Genomic DNA, 19,073 nt, shown 5'->3' on the forward strand with positions numbered 1-19,073 from the left:
CACCGTGCCTCCAGGGTTCGCACCGTCCGCAACCAAGGTACGTGAGGGGCCCGGCTATTCGTCGGTGCAAGATCCCACCGGTAGTCCAGAACGTCATCCAGTACGACTGCTCGCTTCCCTCGATCATCAGGCCCCCACCGTTGACGACCCGCAGCCAAGGCGAACTCCCGTGCCGGCGACGAAACGGACCCGCCCGCCGAACTCCGCAGTTGGACGGCGGCGCGGGATCCGGGCAGGTCGCGGCGGACGCCCCTGGACGGCCGTTGCCGATCGGAGATCGCCGGGTTACGTTGACTCGGCCCATGACTGAATCCGAAAGGTGCGAAAGGTGCCTGCGACCAGAGTCAAACGATTAATCCGCAGCAAGACCCGGATGTGGGGGTGGACCTTTCGATGACCATCAGCCTGGACCGTCCGGAGACCTCGACCGCGACGACGACCACGACCGCCGCGACCACCGCCACGAAGGCCCGGATCATCGGCGTGGGGACCGCCGTCACCCCCACCTCCTACGCGCAGGACGAGCTGCTCGACCTCCTCCAGATCACCGACCCGAAGGTCCGTTCGGTCTTCCTGAACAGCGCGATCGGCCGCCGCCACCTCAGCCTGCCGCCGGCCGACGATGCCGGTGTCCGGGTGCCCGAGGCACAGGGCGACCTGCTGGACAAGCACAAGAGACTGGCCGTCGAGATGGGCGCCGAGGCGCTGCGGATCTGCCTGGAGCGGGCGGGCGCCGAGCTGTCAGATCTCCGCCACCTGTGCTGCGTGACCTCGACCGGATTCCTCACACCCGGCCTGAGCGCCCTGCTCATCCGTGAGCTGGGCATCGACCGGCACTGCAGCCGGACCGACATCGTCGGGATGGGCTGCAACGCCGGGCTCAACGCGCTGAACGTCGTCGCGGGCTGGGCCGCCGCGCATCCCGGCGAGCTCACGGTCGTGCTTTGCGCCGAGGCGTGCTCGGCCGCCTACGCGCTCGACTCCACGATGCGCACCGCCGTCGTGAACAGCCTCTTCGGCGACGGCGCCGCCGCGATCGCCCTCCGCGGTGACGACCTCGCGAGCGCCGGGAGCGCCGCGGGGCCGCGCATCCTCGACTTCGCCAGCTGCATCATCACCGACGCGGTCGACGCCATGCGCTACGACTGGGACCGCGACCTGGGCAGATTCAGCTTCTACCTCGACCCGCAGATCCCCTACGTGGTCGGTGCGCACGCGGAGCCGGTCGTCGACCGCCTGCTCGGTCGGCGCGGCCTGCGCCGCAGCGAAATCGACCACTGGCTGGTGCACTCGGGCGGCAAGAAGGTCATCGACGCGGTGGTGGTCAACCTCGGGCTCAGCCGCCACGACGTCCGGCACACGACCGGCGTCCTGCGCGACAACGGGAACGTTTCCAGCGCCTCGTTCCTCTTCTCCTACGAGCGGCTGCAGCACGAAGGCGTCACCGGACCGGGCGAATACGGGGTGCTCATGACGATGGGACCGGGTTCCACGATAGAGACGGCGCTGGTCCAGTGGTGAGCGAGTCGAGCCCAGGCAACGCACTCGTGCTGCGCATCGACGGTGCGCAACCCCTGTCCGCCTCCTCGGTGGAGGCGGTCGCAGAGGTCTGCGACAGGGCCGAGGACCACGGACGTCCCGGCGTCGTCGAGGTCCAGCTGACCGGCGCGCCGGGCGGCCTCTGGGCCAGGGAACTGACCGTCGGCCTGGTGACCAAGTGGGAACGGATCGTGCGCCGCCTGGAGCGGCTCCCGCTGGCGACTGTCGCGGTGGTCTCCGGCGACTGCGGCGGAACGGCCCTGGACCTCCTCCTGGCCACCGACCTCCGGATCGCCGCGCACGGCACCCGGCTCCTGATCCCGATGGACGGGACCGCGACCTGGCCGGGCATGGCGCTCTACCGGCTCGTCCAGCAAGCCGGTCCGGCGGCGGTCCGCCGGGCGGTGCTGCTCGGCGCCCCGATCGACGCCGACCGGGCCGTGGCGCTGCACCTCCTCGACGAGGTCGTGACGGACCCGGCGGCCGGGCTTGCGGCGCTCGCCGGTGTCGCGGGCCCCATCTCGGAGCGGGACCTGGCGATCAGGCGGCAGTTGATGTTCGACACGACCACGACCAGCTTTGAGGACGCTCTCGGCGCGCACCTTGCGGCGTGCGAACGGGTCCTGCGCCGGGGACGTGCGGAAGCGCCCGGAGCGGCGTCGTGACGGCCGCCATCGCGTCCACCCCTGCCGGGGCGGACCTCCGGCGGGCGGCCGGCGAGGTGGCCGGCGCCGCCGAACGGGCCGAGGAGCGGCTGGCCTCCCTGCAGTCCCCGGGGTCGCGTTCCGCGGAGCAACGTGCCGTCGCCGCCGCGGTCCACGACGAGGTCCGCGCACGTCGTACCACGTTCATGGAGGCGCACGCGGCGGAGGTCTACGACGCGCTCACCGACGGCCGCACCCGCGCGGTGCGGCTCGCCGAGCTGGTGGAGGCCGCCGCGGACGCCTTCCCCGGGCTGGTCCCGGGCGCCGGACGGCTCGCCGCCGAACGGGGCAGAGCACAGGCCGACAAGGAAGGGCTCGAGATCGATCAGGGCATCTTCCTGCGTGCCGTCCTGCGCTCGGCGACCGCCGGTCCGCATCTGCTCGAGTCCATGCTGCGCCCGACGTCGCGGGCCCTGCGGCTGCTGCCCGAGTTCACCCGCACCGGCGTGCTGGAGACGGAGTCGGTCCGGCTGGAACGGCGTGACGGGGTGGCCCGGCTGACCATGTGCCGGGACGACTGCCTGAACGCCGAGGACGAGCGCCAGGTCGACGACATGGAGACCGCCGTCGACCTCGCCCTGCTCGACCCGGGCGTGCGGGTGGGCCTGCTGCGCGGCGGAAAGATGAGCCATCCCCGCCACCGGGGCAGGCGGGTGTTCAGCGCGGGAATCAATCTCAAGAGCCTGCATGCGGGCGAGATCTCCCTGGTCGGTTTCCTGCTGCGCCGCGAGCTCGGCTACATCAGCAAGCTCGTCAGGGGAGTGCTCACCGAGGACACTGGGCGGTGGCACTCGCCCGCGATAGAGAAACCCTGGACGGCGGCCGTGGACACCTTCGCGATCGGCGGCGGGGCCCAGCTGCTGCTGGTGTTCGACCAGGTCCTCGCCGCGTCCGACTCCTATCTCAGCCTTCCCGCGGCGCGCGAGGGCATCATCCCGGGAGCGGGCAACTTCCGGCTGGGTGGTGCCACCGGTCCCAGGATCGCCCGCCAGATCATCCTGCAGGGCCGCCGGATCTGGGCGACGGAACCCGAGGCGCGCCTCCTGGTAGACGAGGTCGTGGAACCCGACCGATTCGATGACGCGATCGAGGCGGCCGTGCGCCGCCTCGACGGCGAGGCTGTCGTCGCCAACCGGCGGATGCTGAACCTCGCGGAAGAGCCGCCGGAGGAGTTCCGCCGGTACATGGCCGAGTTCGCGCTCCAGCAGTCGCTCCGGTTGTACGGCGAGGACGTTCTGGACAAGGTCGGTCGCTTCGGGGCGAGGCGCTCGTGACGGTGCGCTACGAGAAGAGGGACCACGTCGCCCGCGTCACGCTGAACCGGCCCGAGGTCCTGAACGCGATGGACCTGCGGACGCACGAGGAGCTCGCCGCGATCTGGGACGACGTCGAGGCGGACGACGAGGTGCGGGTCGCGGTGCTCACCGGCGCAGGCGACCGTGCCTTCTCGGTGGGACAGGACCTCAAGGAGCGGGCCCGGCTGACCGAGCAGGGCGCGCCCCCGACGACGTTCGGCAGCCGCGGCCAGCCTGGCTGGCCTCGGCTGACAGAACGTTTCACCCTGTCCAAGCCGGTGGTCGCCCGCGTCCACGGGTATGCCCTGGGCGGCGGCTTCGAGCTGGCGCTGGCGTGCGACCTCATCGTCGCGTCCGAGGAGGCGGTCTTCGCGCTTCCGGAGGTGAAGCTCGGACTGGTCCCGGGTGCCGGTGGCGCGTTCCGCCTGGCACGGCAGATGCCGTTGAAGGCCGCGATGGGATATCTGCTCACGGGACGTCGCATGACGGCGGCCACGGCGTTGCGGTTCGGCCTGGTCAATGACGTCGTCCCGTACGCCGGACTGGACCGGTGCATCGCGGAATGGACCACCGACCTGGTCCGGAGCGCGCCGTTGTCGGTATGGGCGCTGAAGGAGAGCGTCCTCAGATCCGTCGACATGCCGTTGGAAGAGGCGTTCTCCACGCGGTACGTGTGGGAGCAGCGGCGTAGGGCCAGCGACGACGCGATGGAAGGCGTGCGTGCCTTCGCGGACAAGCGGGACCCCGTCTGGACCGGCCGCTGACCACCGGCATCCGGCAGTTCTTGGGCGGCGGGTCCCCACCCGCCGCCCAAGAATGAGAATGCGGTCGGCCCTGCGAGGGCTCCGCCCGGGCCGTAACGCTCCGTTGCCCTGTCGTCCAATAGCGTGAAGTGCAGCGATAAAATCACCGAGCGCGACTTGCTGAAACGGTGAATTTGCAATGGAAATGGCCGCATCTGGCCGGAAGTAGGGTAGTCAAGGATTGATCTAATAAAATCAATTTTGGGCGAGCGTGATCGGGGGATCGATCTGTGATTGCAGTATTCCAGGCCGCGATAAAGGGCGATAGGTTCTTCAGGGAAGGCGGAAACGGGGTTCCCGGAATGGGCCGTCCACCGGCGGGCCCGGCCGGCCGGTGGACCGCCGTGTGCTGGCGGCGACCCGTCCGGGAACCAGTTCAGCTTCGTGCGACCGAGGATTCGATGCACCCCGCGCCCGGCCCGTGGTGGGGCTCAGCCGTTTCTGACAACCCCGATGGCTGCTCTCAACTGCCCGTATGGGCGCGATTCAGATGCTGAGGAGTTGACTTGTCGTCCGCACCGAGTCAAGTCGAACTGCATGCTGTCGAAGAGGTTGAAATAGGTTCGCTCGCCGCCGGCGGGTCGCCACGGCTCGCGGGCGAGGACCCCGCCCACGTGGAGACCCTGGCCGGCACCCAGGCCGAGCTCCCGCCCATCATCGTCCACCGGCAGACGATGCGCGTCATCGACGGAATGCACCGAGTCCGGGCCGCCGTGCTGCTGGGCCGGCGGAAGATCGCCGTCAGGTTCTTCGACGGCCCCGAGGAGGACGCCTTCGTCCTCGGCGTGAAATCCAACATCGCGCACGGCCTGCCGCTGTCGCTCGCCGACCGCAAGCACGCGGCCGAGCGCGTGATCTCGTCCCATCCGCGGTGGTCGGACCGGATGATCGCGGCGGTCACGGGCATCTCGGCCAAGACGGTCGCCGAGATCCGCCGGAACGCCGGCGGGGATGCCGAGGGCCTGCCCGGCCGGATCGGCCGGGACGGCCGGGTGCGCCCGGCCGACGTGATCGAGGGGCGCTGGCTGGCTCGCGAGCTGATCACCAAGGACCCGGGCCTTTCGCTGCGCCAGGTCGCCCGCGCGGCGGGAATCTCGCCGGAAACGGTCAGGGATGTCAAGAAAAGGCTGCTGCGCGGCGAGGATCCCTTGCCCCGGGGGCGGCCGGATGTCCTGCCTCAGAGGCGTCCGGCGGAGTCGCCGCAGCCACGGCCCGCGGGGATCACCGGCCTGAACCCCGCCGGCCGGAATCCCGCAGGTCGCGGCCGCGCCGGAGGGAGCCATGCCGGCGGCGGTCCCGCCGACCGGGACGCGGCGGGGCGGAACATCGGCGTGCGACCCCGGCGGGCCGGTCTCGCCGGGAGCCCGGCCGCGGGAACGCGGGCGGGCTCGGCACCGCCGCCCGCGGTCGCGGTGGAACGGTTGCGGGCCGACCCGGCCCTGCGGTTCAACGAGAACGGGCGTGACCTCATCCGGCTGCTGAACCTCCACGTGGTCCGGACCGAGGACTGGAGCGGCATCATCGACAGCGTGCCCGCGCACTGCCGCGAAACGGTCGCCCAGCTCGCCCGCGACTGCGCGCGCAAATGGCTGGAACTGGCTTCGCTCATCGAGCGGAATATGGCTCAGCCCTGACAAGGTCGTAACGCCTTTCTTCGCTCTAGCGCCTCCGTGTCGTCGGGGTGTTCCTTCGTGTCGTTCCAGTGTTGCCCGGATGATGGCGAGGGAATGTTTCGGTGACGTGTCCAACTGCCGGAAACGCTCAGTTGGACACCGAAATGAGGGAATCGCTTGGATGGTCGGAGGCCGATTGCATTCGAGTAAATTGACCAACCACAGAGAGGCGCCCGGCGAGTTCCGCGGCGCCACGACGGAGGTGGGCACATTGGAGATCCGGTCGGTCGACCACATCGAGATGTTCGTCGAGGACATCGAACAGGCGGCGGGGCATCTGCGCGACTGCTACGGGTTCGCCCTCGCGGGCCGGGGCGGCCCGGACACCGGCCTGCGCGGCTGCGAGTCCCTGCTGCTGCGCCAGCGCGACATCACCGTGCTGCTGACCACCGCGACCAGTGCCGACCACCGCGCCGCCGAGTTCGTCCGATTACACGGCGACGGCGTCGCGGTGATCGGCATCGGCGTCGACGACGCGCAGGCCGCGTTCGCCGAGGCGGTGGAACGGGGCGCCGTCCCGGTGGCCCCGCCCGAGACGTTCTGGCCCGGCGGGTCCCGGGTGACCTTCGCCTCGGTGATGGGGTTCGGTGACGTGGAGCATCGCTTCGTCTCCCGCGACCGGCCCGACGTGCCGTTCGCGCCCGTCATCGACGAGACGGGCTGCGGCCGGTCCGGCGGGGGCCTGCTGCGGGCGATCGACCACTTCGCCGTGTGCGTCCCCGCCGGTGAGCTGGACGAGACCGTGCGCGGCTACCAGGAGGTCTTCGGCCTCGGCCAGACCTTCGAGGAACGGATCATCGTGGGTTCGCAGGCGATGGACTCCAAGGTCGTGCAGAGCGCGTCGGGGCAGGTGACCTTCACCATCCTCGAACCGGACACCACCCGCGACCCGGGCCAGATCGACGCGTTCGTGGAGTCGCACGGCGGCGCCGGCATCCAGCACGTCGCGTTCCTCACCGATGACATCACCGCCGCGGTGCGCGGCTGCACCGAGCGCGGCGCGGCCTTCCTGCCAACGCCGGGCGAGTACTACGACGCGCTGACCGCGCGGCTCGGCCCCATCGGCGTCACGGTGGACGTGCTGCGCGAGCTCAACGTCCTCGCCGACCGCGACCACTCGGGCGTCATGCTCCAGATCTTCTCCCGGTCGGTGCACCCGCGGCACACGCTCTTCTACGAGCTGATCGACCGCCGGGGCGCCCGCACCTTCGGCAGCAACAACATCCATGCTCTGTACGAGGCCATCGAACGCCAGCAGGCGGCGGCCCGGCCCGGGTCGGCCTGAGCGGAGGAGCTCACGTGATGGCCGCGGCGATCCCGCACGGAACCGACGCCGTGCTCGAACGCGTTCTGATCATCGGCACCGGGCTCATCGGCACCTCGATCGCGCTCGCGCTGCGGGAGCGCGGCATCGAGGTGCTGCTGGCCGACCGTGACCCCGAGGCGGCGCGCGTCGCCGCCGACATGGGGGCGGGCGTGCCGGCCCCCGCCACCCCGGACGAGCCCGCCGACCTCGCCGTGCTGGCGGTGCCGCCGCCCGCGGTCGCCGCGGCGCTGCTGGACGCGCAGAAGAGCGGGGCGGCGCAGGTGTACACCGACGTCGCCAGCGTCAAAGGGCTTCCGCTCGCGCAGGCCGCCGAACTGGGCTGCGACCTGGCGGTCTTCGCCGGCGGTCACCCGCTCGGCGGGCGGGAGCGATCGGGTCCCCTGGCCGCCCGGCCCGGTCTCTTCCTGGGGCGTCCCTGGGTCCTGTGTCCCACCGCCGAGTCCACCGAGGCCGTCGTGGCGAGCGCCGCGGCGCTCGCCCTGGCCTGCGGCGCGAACCCCGTCACGATGGACGCCGTCGAGCACGATCGTGCCGTCGCGCTGATCTCCCACGCCCCGCACGTGGTGGCCTCGGCGATGGCGGCACGGTTCACGGCCGGCCCGGAGCGGGCGCTGGCGCTGGCCGGGCAGGGCGCGCGTGACGTCACGCGGATCGCCGGTGGCGATCCGCGGCTGTGGCACGGGATCCTGGCGGCGAACGCGCAACCGGTCGCTGACGTGATCGACGCGGTGGCACGGGACCTCGCCGCCGCGGCCGCCGGGTTGCGCGCCGCAGCGGGTGGCGTGGCGGCCGGTGGCGCCGAACCCGGTGGTGTGGGAGCGGCCCGGGACACGCTCGACCTCCTCGCACGGGGCGCGGCCGGGCACGGCCGGATCCCCGGCAAGCACGGCGGGCCCGCCACCCGGCACGCGGTCGTTCCGGTGCTCGCCGCCGACCGGCCCGGCGAGCTGGCCTTGATCGTCCAGGCGGCCGGGGTCGCCGGGATCAACATCGAGGACGTGCTGATCGAGCACTCGCAGGGGCGCTCGGTCGGCGTGGTGGAACTGGCGGTGGCGCCGGAGTCGGCGCGGCGCCTGATCGAGGAGCTGCGTGCCCGCGGCTGGTCCGTGCCCGTCGCCCCGGCATGACGGCCGGCCCGGGGGAGGCGGCAGGCCCGGTCACCGGTTCCCTCCGGTGACCGGGCCTGCCGCGCCGAGCTCGCCGCAGGCCCGGCGGCCGATCGAACTGGTACCCCCCATCGGATTTGAACCGATAACTAGTCCCTTTTAAGGGGAGCGCCTCTACCGTTGGGCCAAGGGGGCTTGATCGGCTCGATCATAACTATGGCCGCTCGCATAAATCGACCATTCTTGAGCTCGGTGGTCGGACGGTGACGGGCGGTCGAAGTGTGGCTCTCGATCTTGCTGGACGCCCTGGTCGAATGAGAAGCTATATGGGGATCCGCACCCAGTTATCAGGCGCCTTGGACGCCTTTGTGAATCATTGGCATTGGGGTACTGTCATGCCGGTGCATTCGTGTTCGGCTGCGGAGGCGGGCGATGGAATTAACACTCGGTGACTTCGCCTGGCTGGCCCGGGAACGGCTCGATCCGGGGGTCTGGGATTTCATCGAGGGCGGGGCCGGTGAGGAGCACACGCTCGCGGCCAACCTCGAGGCCTTCGACCGGGTGCGGCTGCGGCCGTCGGTACTGCGAGGGGCAGTGCGCCCGGAGACCGCCACCAAGATCCTCGGCCGGACCTGGGACCTGCCGGTGGCGATCGCCCCGCTGGCGTACCACAACCTGGCGCATCCGCTGGGCGAGCTCGGCACCGTCCAGGGAGTCACGGCCGCGGCCGGCGTCCCGATCGTGGTGAGCACCTTCGCCGGCCGCACCTTCGAGGAGCTCGCAGAGGCCGGCGGTGTCCCGCTGTGGCTCCAGGTCTACTGCATGCGCGACCGTTCGATCACCGAGGGCCTGATCGAACGCGCGGCTCGCGCGGGCGTGGAGGCGCTGGTCCTGACCGTGGACGCGCCCCACCTCGGCCGCAGGGCCCGCGACCTGCGCAACGGCTTCCGGCTGCCGGCCGGCATCGTCCCCGCCAACCTCGACGGGGACGGCTTCGCGACGCCGGCCGAGCACGCGGCGGCCGAGTTCGCCCCCGACCTCGACTGGTCGGTGGTCGGCTGGCTGCGTTCGATCAGCCCGCTGCCGATCCTGCTCAAGGGCATCCTCACCGACGCCGACGCGGTGCGCGCGGCCGACGCCGGCGCGGATGGGATCGTGGTGTCCAACCACGGCGGCCGTCAGCTTGACGGCGTCCCGGCCACGTTGGAGGTTCTGCCCGAGGTCGCCGCCGCGGTGGGCGGACGCCTGCCGATCCTGCTCGACGGTGGAGTGCGGCGGGGGCGTGACGTGCTGGCCGCACTGGCGCTGGGTGCCGATGCGGTACTGCTGGGCCGGCCGGTCCTGCATGGTCTCGCGGTCGGCGGGGCCGAGGGTGTGACCCGGGTGCTGGACATCGTGCGGGTGGAGCTGACCGATGCCATGTCGCTCGCCGGTATCCGCGCGATCGCCGACGTCGGCCCCGAACTCGTCCGGCCGGCCCCGCCCGCCGTTCCGCGCGTCGTCGCACCTGCCGTTGCGTCGGTCGTCCGTCCCGATGCGCACTCGGCCGGTAACGGTGCTCAGCCTGGGGCGCCGGGTGCTCAGCCGGGTGGGCGGGTTCTGCGTAAGGAGGATCTGCATTCCAGCGTCGCCGATCCGGTGATGGACACGATGAACTTCCTGAACGAGGTGACGCTGCGGTATCCCGAGGCGGTTTCGTTCGCTCCGGGGCGTCCCACTGACGGGTTCTTCGATACCGAACAGATCTTCACCTATGTGCGCCGGTATCTGGAGTACCTGGCCGAACAGGGCGACTCTGCGGCTCAGGTGCGTGATGCGGTGTTCCAGTACGGTCCGGCGGCGGGCCGGATCCGTGAGCTCGTCGCCCACTCGCTGCGTGCCGACGAGGGCATCGATGTGCCGCCCGAATCGATCGTGGTCACGGTCGGTTGCCAGGAGGCGATGTTCCTGGCGCTGCGCGCGCTCATGTCCGGCCCCGACGACGTGCTGCTGGTCTCCAGCCCCTGCTATGTGGGGATCACCGGTGCGGCCCGGTTGCTGGACATCGAGGTGACCGCCGTCCGGGAGGGTGAGAACGGGCTGTCATGCGCTGATCTGGAGGCCGCGATCCAGGCTGAGCGGGCGCGCGGGCGCCGGCCCAAGGCGGTGTACGTGATCCCGGACCATTCGAACCCGTCGGGCGTCACCATGCCGCTGCGCGCCCGGCGAGAACTGCTCGACCTCGCCGGCCGGCTGGACATCCTCGTGCTGGAGGACAGCCCGTACCGGCTGGTGAGTCCGGGCGCCCAGGTGCCGAGCCTGAAGTCCCTCGACCGTGCGCGCCGGGTGATCCATCTGGGTTCGTACGCCAAGACGGTCTTCCCTGGTGCGCGGGTCGGGTTCGCCGTGGCCGACCAGCCCGTGCTGGACGCCGGCGGCGGCACGGGCCTGCTCGCCGACGAGCTCACCAAGATCAAGAGCATGGTCACCGTGAACACCTCGCCGCTCAGCCAGGCGGCGGTCGCGGGCGCGCTGCTGGCGTCCGGCGGGCGGATCTCGGAACTGAACGCCGAGACGGCCGCCTACTACGGCGACGCCATGCGCTTCACGCTGCGATGCCTGGAGGAGGAGTTCCCCGCGGAGCGCCGGGCCCGGCTCCGGATGAGCTGGAACTCGCCCGGCGGGGGCTTCTTCCTCGCACTCCAGGTGCCGTTCCGTGCCGACAACGCGGCGCTGACCCGATCCGCGCAGCGGTTCGGGGTCATCTGGACGCCGATGGCGTACTTCTATCCGGAGGGCGGGGGCCACCACACCATCCGGCTGTCCATCAGCTATCTGGCGCACGCGGAGATCCAGCAGGGAGTTTCCAGGCTGGCGGATTTCATCGAGGCGGAGTCAGCCGAAATGCGCGAGCAGGCCTGAGCCTCACCCAGAGAAAGTGCCCTACTCTTACCGCACAGGAGTGGCATTGGAGATGTCAGTTCATAATCAGTTAGGCCTTGTTCCCCAGGGTGAACCGGTCATGGTCCCGGTCGCCTCACTTCGCCACGCGGACTCCCCTCGCCTGGAAGGGGAGAGCTCGGAGCACGTTCGTGCGCTCGCCGGGGTCAGCGCCGACCTTCCCCCGATCCTCGTGCACCGGGGGACGATGCGGGTCGTCGACGGTATGCACCGCCTTCGGGCCGCGATCCTGAACGGCCGGCGCGAGATCAAGGTGCTGTACTTCGACGGAGCCGACGCCGACGTGTTCGTCGCCGCGGTCCGGGCCAACATCGGGCACGGGCTGCCGCTGTCGCTGCCCGACCGGGAGGCCGCGGCGGCGCGCATCCTCTTCTCGCACCCGCAGTGGTCGGACCGCGCCATCGGCGAGGCGACCGGGCTCGCCGCCACAACGGTCGCCCGGATCAGAATCCGCACCATCGACAAGGACTCCCAGCCGGACGTCCGGATCGGCAGGGACGGCCGGGTGCGCCCGATCAACGGCGCCGCCGGCCGACGGCTCGCGGGCCGGCTGTTCGGCGAGCGTCCCGAAGCCTCGCTGCGTGAGATCGCGGAGATGGCCGGGATCTCGCCCGCGACGGCCAAGGACGTACGGGAACGGCTGCGCCGCGGGGACGACCCCGTCCCCGCCAAGCTGACGCTGGCCGAGCGCAAGAGCGAGGCCGTGGCGCGTGGCGGCAGGGCCGAGACGCCCGTGGTCAGCACGCTGCAGCGGAAGGGCGTGATGCCGGACGCGGAGCAGATCCTGCGGAAGCTGCAACGGGACCCTTCCCTCCGGTTGAACGACAACGGTCGCGTGCTGCTGCGCTGGCTCAGCTCTCGTTCGGTGAACACCCAGGAGTGGGAGGGCATCGAGGACGAGATTCCGGCCCACTGCGTCCCGCTCGTCGCCGATCTGGCCGTCGGCCTCGCCGACGAGTGGGCCAAGTTCGCGGAGGTGCTGAGGCGGAGGGCGCGCACCGAGATGGCCTAGCCGGTCATCCTGGCCGGGCGGGCGGCCCGCACCGGCGGAGCCCCCGCCGGTGCGCGGTCCAGAACCCCGTCCGCCGCGGCGGCGGCCGGTGGCGGCCGGTCCGGCCGCCGGGGGCCCGGCCGCCGGAGGCCGCGATCAGGACGACGCCGGCCTTCCACAGCCGGGCACGGTCAATGCGTCCTGCCCGCGGAGGTTCAACTGCCCGACCGCGCCGGTCGAACGCCGTTCGCCCGGCGGAAACAGGAAGGCGAAACAGGAAACAGGAAGCCGAAACCGGAAACCGGAGATCTTGTCGGGCGGTGGCGGCTGTGTAAGCATTCGGTTCAGCTCCAACTCTGACTGGCGGTGTTGTTCTCAGCGACAGCGATCGCCCGGTTAGTGAGCGCGAATGAGCGTGCTCCATGGCAGCGCAGAGCACAGGGCAAGAGGTTTGTGCGGATGTCGATGTCGAAGGATCGCGACCGGATGTCGTGCCGTTTCGCGGCGCGCAGCCCGGCCGGCGCCTTCTCAACCGGGCCGGAGAGATATCTCGCTGGCGCGTCTGCGGACATTCGATCGTCGAAGTCTAGGTATGGAGAGGAACGTTCAGAATGGACAGGCTGGAACTTCAACCGGCGGAATTACGTGAGGTGAACGACCTCCTCGACGAGTTCGAGGACGATTTCGAGAGGCTCGACCGGGAGGACGCGCTCCACCGCGCCACGGTCCTCGCGCATCGCCTGCCCCACCGGATCCGGCTCTATCTGGACGCGTTCCGGCGGGAACAGCTGTCCGGCGTCGTGTGCATCTCGGGCTACCAGGTCGACCAGGACCGCCTCGGCCCGACGCCCGCGCACTGGCGCGACCGGCCGCCGCATTCCCCCGCGCACCGGGAGGAACTCCTGCTCGTCATGTACGGATCGCTGCTCGGCGACCCGTTCAGCTGGGCGACGCAGCAGGACGGGCGGCTGATTCACGACGTCGTCCCGATCAAGGGACACGAGAACGAGCAGATGGGGTCCAGCAGCGAGGCGGTGCTGACCTGGCACACCGAGGACGCCTTCCACCCGCTGCGCGGCGACTTCCTGGTGTTCGCCTGCCTCCGCAACCCCTACGGCGCCGCGACGACCGTGGGGTACGGCGAGACACTGCCGCTCCCCGCGGACGTCCGGAAGATCCTCTTCGAGGAGCGCTTCGTCATCCGTCCCGACGAGTCGCACCTGGCGAAGAACAACTCCGAGCCGGCCCTCGACCCGTTCGACGAGATCGACGAGATGAACCGGAATCCCGACCGCGTGGCCGTGCTGTTCGGGAACCCGGAGAAGCCCTACATCAGGGCCGACCCCTACTTCATGGCCGTCGCCGACGGCGACCACGAGGCACGGGCCGCCCTGGAACTGCTCGACACGGCGATGTACGAGCACATGTTCGACCTCAGGCTCGCGAGCGGCGACTTCTGCTTCCTGGACAACTACCGGGCCGTTCATGGCAGGAAGCCGTTCAAGGCGCGCCACGACGGGACCGACCGCTGGCTGAAGCGCCTCAACCTCACCAGCGATATACGCAAGTTCAAGGCGGCGCAGGCGCTCGGCGAGGTCCAGGCCGTCCACTGACGGGCTCGGCGAACGCGCCCTTCCGCGGTGGACTTCAAGGGCCTTCTCCGGAAAATAGGAACGGTACGGGCGTAGGTTGGTGCCGGCCCCCGCACCGGGCCGGCACCCGGATCCACGCCAAGGGCCAAGGCTCCGGCGGCTGTGTGCTGCAGCCGCCGGATCGGCGCCTTGCCCGCCCGCCATGGACCCACGCCCGCGGACCCGTCGGCCCGCGCCTTCACTTTCCCCGTTCACGGGCGCCGGGGCATCCCTCTCAGATGGAATCTGTGCGTCCCCCGCGTCAGGGATGCCGCCGTCCCTCACGGGAGGGACGGGGCCGCCGCCACCAGGGTCGGTCGATCGTCGCTGTGGGACGTCGGCGCCGCGCCGCACTGCCATAATGACCATCGTGGATCGTGCGGCTGTCCGGCGGCGAGGCTGGGCCGGCAGGACCCAGCGGATCGCCGGGCATCACCATCTGCTCATCGTCGTCGGCACGCTGCTGGGACTGCTCTCGCTGGCTGAGGTGGTCCTCGGGCTGCTGCTGGACCGCGGGCCGGTCGCGCAACTGGCGGCGTCCTCCTCGAGTGCCCGCACCGAACGTGTCTTGTTCACCGTTCTGGTCTGCCTGCTGTGCCTGATCACGACGCTGCCCGCGGCTCTGCCGCGGCCCCGCGGCGCGGCGACCGCGATCTCGGCGGCGGGCGTGACGTCGCTGCTGATCCTGGAGTCGGTGACCGCGGCCGGCATGGCCGCCCAGATGATCGTCGCCGGCCGGCTCGGCCGCGCCGGTGACCGGCTGCCGACGCTGCTGGTGGGCGTGCCGTTCCTCGTCCTGGCGCTGGCCGGCCCGCAGGACGCCGAGGCCCGGGTGCGCACGGTGCTGCTGGCCTCGCTGGTCCCGATCTCAGCGCTGGCCGGTCTGGGGCACCGGGCGCGCCTGGACGCCCGGGAGAGCACCGCCACCCGGAACGCCATCGCCGGCACGATCCTGGAGAACACCGCCCGCGGCGAGCGCGCCCGCATCGCCCGCGAGCTGCACGACGTCGTGGCCCACCACATCTCCATGGTCGCGATCCAGGCCGAGACGGCCCGGCTGGCCACCCGCGGCATGCCGCCCGAGGGGGCCGAACGCCTGCTCGACATCGGCGACACCGCGCGGGAGGCGCTGACCGAGATGCGCCGGCTGCTCGGCGTGCTTCGGGAGGATACCCGGACCGGCGCCGCCGTCGAGGGGAGCGGCGGGGAGCCGGCGGGCGGCGAGCGGAGCGGCGGGGAACGGCATCCGCAACCGGGCCTGGGCCAGCTCAACGGTCTGCTCGACGAGGCCAGGGCGGCGTCGGGCAGCGCGCTGCGCCTCATCATCCGCGGTCCTCCCGAGCCGCTCGATCCAGGCGTCGAGCTCGTCGCCTACCGCATCGTCCAGGAGTCCCTCACCAACGCCCGCCGGCACGCACCCGGTGCCGCCATCGACGTGGAACTGTTGTACACCCAGGACGCGCTGTGGCTGCGCGTCCGCGACAACGGCCCGGGCCCGTCGCCGACGGCGCGGCCCGGCGGTCACGGGCTGCTGGGCATGCGCGAGCGCGCAGCGGCCGTCGGCGGCCGGGTCCAGGCCGGCCCGGTGTCCGGCGTCGGGTTCCTTGTCGAAGCCACCTTGCCGACCAAGACAGAAGGGGCCCGATGAGCGACGAGCCCGCGCCGGTCCGGATCATCATCGCCGATGACCACCCGGTCGTCCGCACCGGCTTCGCGGCCCTGCTGGACACCCAGCCGGACTTCACGGTGATCAAGACCGCCACCGACGGCGACGAGGCGGTGCGGCTGTGCGGCGAGCTGTCCCCGGACGTGGTGCTCATGGACATCCGGATGCCGGGCTTGGACGGCATCGAGGCGACCCGCCGGCTGACCGCCGGCGGGGCCGACAAGCCCCGCATTCTCATCCTGACGACGTTCGACCTCGACGAGTACGTCTACGACGCGCTGCGCGCGGGGGCGAGCGGATTCCTACTCAAGGACGTCAGCGCCGAACGGCTCTTCGACGCGGTGCGGGTCATCGCCGCGGGGGAGGCGCTGCTGGCGCCCGCCGTCACCCGCCGGCTCATCAGCGAGTTCGCGCAGCTGAAGCCGTCCGCCGACGTCGCCCCGGCGAGCAGGCTCACCGGGCTCACCCCGCGCGAGACGCAGGTGCTGCGGCTTGTCGCCGAGGGACTGTCCAACCCCGAGATCGCCGCCCGGCTGGTCGTCACCGAGGAGACGGTGAAGACCCATGTCAGCCACATCCTGGCCAAACTCGCGCTGCGCGACCGCACCCAGGCGGTCATCACCGCGTACGAGACGGGCCTGGTGGTCCCGGGTTCCCGCGGATGCGGATGACCGGGCCCGGCGGCCGCAACCGGCCGTGCATATTTCACCCGGCGCCGCTTCGAATTACTCTCACATCGGTCTGGGGGGCGGCCCCGACGCTCCCAAGCTCCCGACGTTGAACAACTCCCGATTGTTTGTCGTCATCTGTCCAGGAACCGTGTAATTCAGATGCCGAGGAGTTGGCTTGCAGTCCGCACACGGTCAATTCGATCTGCAAGAAGTTGAGGAAGTAGAACTCAGTTCGCTGTCGACCGCCGGCTCCCCGCGCATCGCGGGTGAGAGCCACGCGCACGTGGAGACCCTGGCGGGTTCCCAGGCGCCGCTTCCACCGATCATCGTGCACCGCCCCACCATGCGCGTCATCGACGGCATGCACCGGGTCCTGGCCGCCAGGCGCCTGGGCCGGGGGAAGATCGCCGTCAGGTACTTCGACGGCCCGGAGGAGGACGCCTTCGTCCTGGCCGTCAGGTCGAACATCGCGCACGGCCTCCCGCTGTCACTCGCCGACCGCAAGCATGCCGCCGAACGCGTGATCGCCTCCCACCCGCAATGGTCCGATCGAATGATCGCCTCGGTCACGGGGATCTCGGCGAAGACGGTCGCCGAGATCCGCAGGAACGCCGGTGCCGGATCCGCGGCCGGGCCCGACCGGCTCGGGAACGGCGGCCGGATCGGGAAGGACGGCCGGGTCCGTTCCGTCGACGTGACGCAGGCGCGGCGCCGCGCCCAGGAACTGATCGTCAAGGACCCGGGCCTTTCACTGCGCCAGGTCGCCCGGGCGGTGGGGATCTCGCCCGAAACGGCCAGGGATGTCAGGAACCGGCTGTCGCTCGGCGAGGATCCGCTCCCGCAGGGACGGTCCAAGGAGACCGCCGACCGGCCGGCGGTGCTCCGGCCGGGCGCCCCGGGCGACGGGCGCGGCCCGGCCGGCGCCCGCGCCCCGGTCGGCGAGCGTTCTCCGGCGCCTTCGCCCGCGGTGATCGTGGAACGTTTAAAAGCCGACCCGGCCCTGCGTTTCAACGAGAACGGACGCAACCTCCTGCGACTGCTGGCCGGCATGGTCCGGATCGAGGACTGGAGCAGAATGGCCGACGGCGTCCCCCCGCACACCCGGGAAACGGTCGCCTTTCTCGCGCGTGACTGCGCGCGCAGATGGACGGAGCTCGCCTCGGACGTCGAGCGAAACAGGCTACGACCCTGACCATGGCCGACGATCGCCCGGAGGTTCGCGATGCTGGCCGCCGCACCCGTGCCCCCCATTCCCGCCCATCAGTTATTGGTCTTCCTGCTGCAGGTCGGGACGTTGCTCATGCTCGCGTTCCTGCTCGGCCGGCTGGCCATGCGGTTCGGCATGCCCGCCATCGTCGGAGAGTTATGCGCGGGCGTGCTCATGGGCCCGTCGATCCTCCAGCAGGCCGCCCCCGGCCTCGGCGACTGGCTCCTGCCTCGGGACCCCGGGCAGTTCCATATGCTCGACGCGACGGGGCAGGTGGGCGTGCTGTTGCTGGTCGCGCTCACGGGCATCCACATGGACCTGTCCCTGGTGCGGCGGCGCGGTTCGGTGGCGGCCCGCGTCAGCATCGCGGGGATCGTCGTCCCGCTCGCCCTGGGTGTGGCCGTCGGCCTGCTGTTACCCGGTTCGCTCGTCCCGTCCTCGGCCGACCGGGCCACCTTCGCGCTGTTCCTGGGGATCGCCATGGGGGTCAGTGCCATCCCGGTCATCGCCAAGACGCTGATGGACATGCGGCTCCTGCACCGCAACATCGGGCAGCTGATCCTCTGCGCGGTGACGGTCGACGACATCGTCGGCTGGATGCTGCTCTCGGTCGTTGCGGCGATGGCCACGACCGGGGTCCATACGGGTGACATCGCGCTGTCGGCCGGCTGGCTGGCGGTCGTTCTCGTCGGCGCGGCGCTGCTGCGTCCGGTCGCCGGCTTCCTGCTGCGCGCCGCCGCGCGGGCCCCGGGCGCCGGGCCGACCACCACCGTCGTGGTGGTGCTGGCGTTGCTGGGCTCGGCCGCCACCCAGGCGATGGGCCTGGAGGCGGTCTTGGGCGCCTTCGTGGTCGGAATCGTGATCAGCGGCTGCGGCGGGCTGAACCGCGAGCGGCTCGCCCCGCTCCAGACCCTCGTGTTCGCGGTGCTCGCCCCCGTCTTCTTCGCCACCGCCGGTCTCCGGATGGACCTCACCGCGCTCGTCCGCCCGGCCGTGCTGCTCGCCGGGCTCGGCGTGCTCGCCGCCGCCATTCTCGGCAAGTTCGCCGGGGCCTACGCGGGGGCGCGGCTCAGCGGGCTCGGGCACTGGGAGGGGCTCGCGCTCGGCGCGGGCATGAACGCCCGCGGGGTCATCGAGGTGATCATCGCGATGGTGGGGCTGCGGCTCGGCGTGCTCGGCCCCGAGATGTACACGATCATCATCCTGGTCGCGATCGTGACATCGCTGATGGCCCCGCCCATCCTGCGGTTCGCGATGTCGAAGGTCGAGCACACCGCCGAGGAACGGCTGCGGGAGCAGACCTTCGGAGCGCCGGACACCGCAAGCAGGTAGGGCGGCGGAGATTGCGGGTTCACGCCCGCAATCGCGGGGCGTCGTGGAGCCGTTCAACTGGTCAGTTACGGCAGTTGAACGCGGCTGTCCGCGCCTCGTTCATTCCTTGACTGAGGTACGGCCATCCTGAAGGCTGAGCGTTGTCGGACGGCCTCGATATTCGCCCGCTCAATCACATTCGAAAGACC

Annotated in this window: 14 protein-coding genes and 1 tRNA gene; 14 read left to right on the forward strand and 1 reads right to left on the reverse strand. The window is 71.0% G+C overall.

Annotated elements, in window-relative coordinates; translation table 11 throughout:
* The first annotated feature begins 393 nt into the window (after positions 1–393).
* The 7 genes from dpgA to ABD340_RS43535 all read left to right on the forward strand — a co-directional run bounded on the left by dpgA (position 394) and on the right by ABD340_RS43535 (position 8,468).
* A complete protein-coding gene (dpgA, locus tag ABD340_RS43505; protein ID WP_344597480.1) occupies positions 394–1,521 on the forward strand; it encodes a 3,5-dihydroxyphenylacetyl-CoA synthase DpgA in 1,128 nt (375 codons plus the stop codon).
* On the forward strand, positions 1,518–2,204 hold the full coding sequence (gene dpgB / locus ABD340_RS43510) for an enoyl-CoA-hydratase DpgB (RefSeq protein ID WP_344597482.1): 687 nt from the start codon (positions 1,518–1,520) through the stop codon (positions 2,202–2,204). Before dpgA ends, dpgB begins: the two co-directional genes overlap by 4 nt.
* Positions 2,201–3,517, forward strand: a complete 1,317-nt coding sequence (gene dpgC / locus ABD340_RS43515) for a (3,5-dihydroxyphenyl)acetyl-CoA 1,2-dioxygenase DpgC (protein WP_344597484.1) — start codon at positions 2,201–2,203, stop codon at positions 3,515–3,517. Before dpgB ends, dpgC begins: the two co-directional genes overlap by 4 nt.
* Positions 3,514–4,302 carry an enoyl-CoA-hydratase DpgD gene (dpgD, locus tag ABD340_RS43520; RefSeq protein WP_344597486.1) on the forward strand — a complete coding sequence of 263 codons (789 nt, stop codon included), beginning with the start codon at positions 3,514–3,516 and terminating at the stop codon, positions 4,300–4,302. The genes dpgC and dpgD overlap by 4 nt, the downstream gene beginning before the upstream one ends.
* A gap of 545 nt (positions 4,303–4,847) precedes the next feature.
* Complete coding sequence (locus ABD340_RS43525) at positions 4,848–5,975, forward strand: ParB/RepB/Spo0J family partition protein (protein WP_344597487.1); 1,128 nt, start codon at positions 4,848–4,850, stop codon at positions 5,973–5,975.
* A 190-nt stretch (positions 5,976–6,165) separates the two neighbouring features.
* The gene (hppD, locus tag ABD340_RS43530; RefSeq protein WP_344597488.1) at positions 6,166–7,299 is read left to right on the forward strand and encodes a 4-hydroxyphenylpyruvate dioxygenase; all 1,134 of its coding nucleotides are present in this window, start codon (positions 6,166–6,168) and stop codon (positions 7,297–7,299) included.
* A 17-nt stretch (positions 7,300–7,316) separates the two neighbouring features.
* Positions 7,317–8,468, forward strand: coding sequence for a prephenate dehydrogenase (locus ABD340_RS43535; protein WP_344597490.1), 1,152 nt, complete (start codon positions 7,317–7,319; stop codon positions 8,466–8,468).
* Positions 8,469–8,566: 98 nt separating this feature from the next.
* Here ABD340_RS43535 and ABD340_RS43540 read toward each other — a convergent pair.
* Positions 8,567–8,642: transfer RNA gene (locus ABD340_RS43540), tRNA-Leu, on the reverse strand.
* 237 nt (positions 8,643–8,879) lie between these two features.
* On the opposite strand from ABD340_RS43540, the gene ABD340_RS43545 reads away from it, so the two are divergent.
* The 7 genes from ABD340_RS43545 (at position 8,880) to ABD340_RS43575 (ending at position 18,885) form a co-directional block, all read left to right on the forward strand.
* Positions 8,880–11,348 (forward strand): aminotransferase class I/II-fold pyridoxal phosphate-dependent enzyme, encoded by a 2,469-nt coding sequence (locus ABD340_RS43545; RefSeq protein ID WP_344597491.1) that lies wholly within the window; start codon positions 8,880–8,882, stop codon positions 11,346–11,348.
* A gap of 100 nt (positions 11,349–11,448) precedes the next feature.
* Positions 11,449–12,399, forward strand: coding sequence for a ParB/RepB/Spo0J family partition protein (locus ABD340_RS43550; RefSeq protein WP_344597492.1), 951 nt, complete (start codon positions 11,449–11,451; stop codon positions 12,397–12,399).
* A gap of 590 nt (positions 12,400–12,989) precedes the next feature.
* Positions 12,990–13,991 carry a guanitoxin biosynthesis L-enduracididine beta-hydroxylase GntD gene (gene gntD / locus ABD340_RS43555; protein WP_344597494.1) on the forward strand — a complete coding sequence of 334 codons (1,002 nt, stop codon included), beginning with the start codon at positions 12,990–12,992 and terminating at the stop codon, positions 13,989–13,991.
* Between the two features lie 388 nt (positions 13,992–14,379).
* Positions 14,380–15,657 carry a sensor histidine kinase gene (locus ABD340_RS43560; protein ID WP_344597495.1) on the forward strand — a complete coding sequence of 426 codons (1,278 nt, stop codon included), beginning with the start codon at positions 14,380–14,382 and terminating at the stop codon, positions 15,655–15,657.
* A complete protein-coding gene (locus tag ABD340_RS43565; RefSeq protein ID WP_344597497.1) occupies positions 15,654–16,346 on the forward strand; it encodes a response regulator in 693 nt (230 codons plus the stop codon). Before ABD340_RS43560 ends, ABD340_RS43565 begins: the two co-directional genes overlap by 4 nt.
* Before the next feature lie 175 nt (positions 16,347–16,521).
* Positions 16,522–17,538 carry a hypothetical protein gene (locus ABD340_RS43570; RefSeq protein ID WP_344597499.1) on the forward strand — a complete coding sequence of 339 codons (1,017 nt, stop codon included), beginning with the start codon at positions 16,522–16,524 and terminating at the stop codon, positions 17,536–17,538.
* A 75-nt stretch (positions 17,539–17,613) separates the two neighbouring features.
* Positions 17,614–18,885, forward strand: coding sequence for a cation:proton antiporter (locus ABD340_RS43575; RefSeq protein WP_344597500.1), 1,272 nt, complete (start codon positions 17,614–17,616; stop codon positions 18,883–18,885).
* Positions 18,886–19,073 lie beyond the last annotated feature (188 nt).

Origin of the sequence: Actinomadura vinacea, from assembly GCF_039532545.1 — a bacterium.
In the GTDB taxonomy this organism is placed as follows: Bacteria; Actinomycetota; Actinomycetes; order Streptosporangiales; family Streptosporangiaceae; genus Spirillospora; species Spirillospora vinacea.

What these genes read in the sequence shown, in the direction of transcription:
- ABD340_RS43550 (WP_344597492.1), top strand. Translation starts at nt 11,449, where the DNA reads ATGGTCCCGGTCGCCTCACTTCGCCACGCGGACTCCCCTCGCCTGGAA.
- dpgA (WP_344597480.1), top strand. Translation starts at nt 394, where the DNA reads ATGACCATCAGCCTGGACCGTCCGGAGACCTCGACCGCGACGACGACC.
- ABD340_RS43565 (WP_344597497.1), top strand. Translation starts at nt 15,654, where the DNA reads ATGAGCGACGAGCCCGCGCCGGTCCGGATCATCATCGCCGATGACCAC.
- ABD340_RS43545 (WP_344597491.1), top strand. Translation starts at nt 8,880, where the DNA reads ATGGAATTAACACTCGGTGACTTCGCCTGGCTGGCCCGGGAACGGCTC.
- ABD340_RS43535 (WP_344597490.1), top strand. Translation starts at nt 7,317, where the DNA reads ATGGCCGCGGCGATCCCGCACGGAACCGACGCCGTGCTCGAACGCGTT.
- gntD (WP_344597494.1), top strand. Translation starts at nt 12,990, where the DNA reads ATGGACAGGCTGGAACTTCAACCGGCGGAATTACGTGAGGTGAACGAC.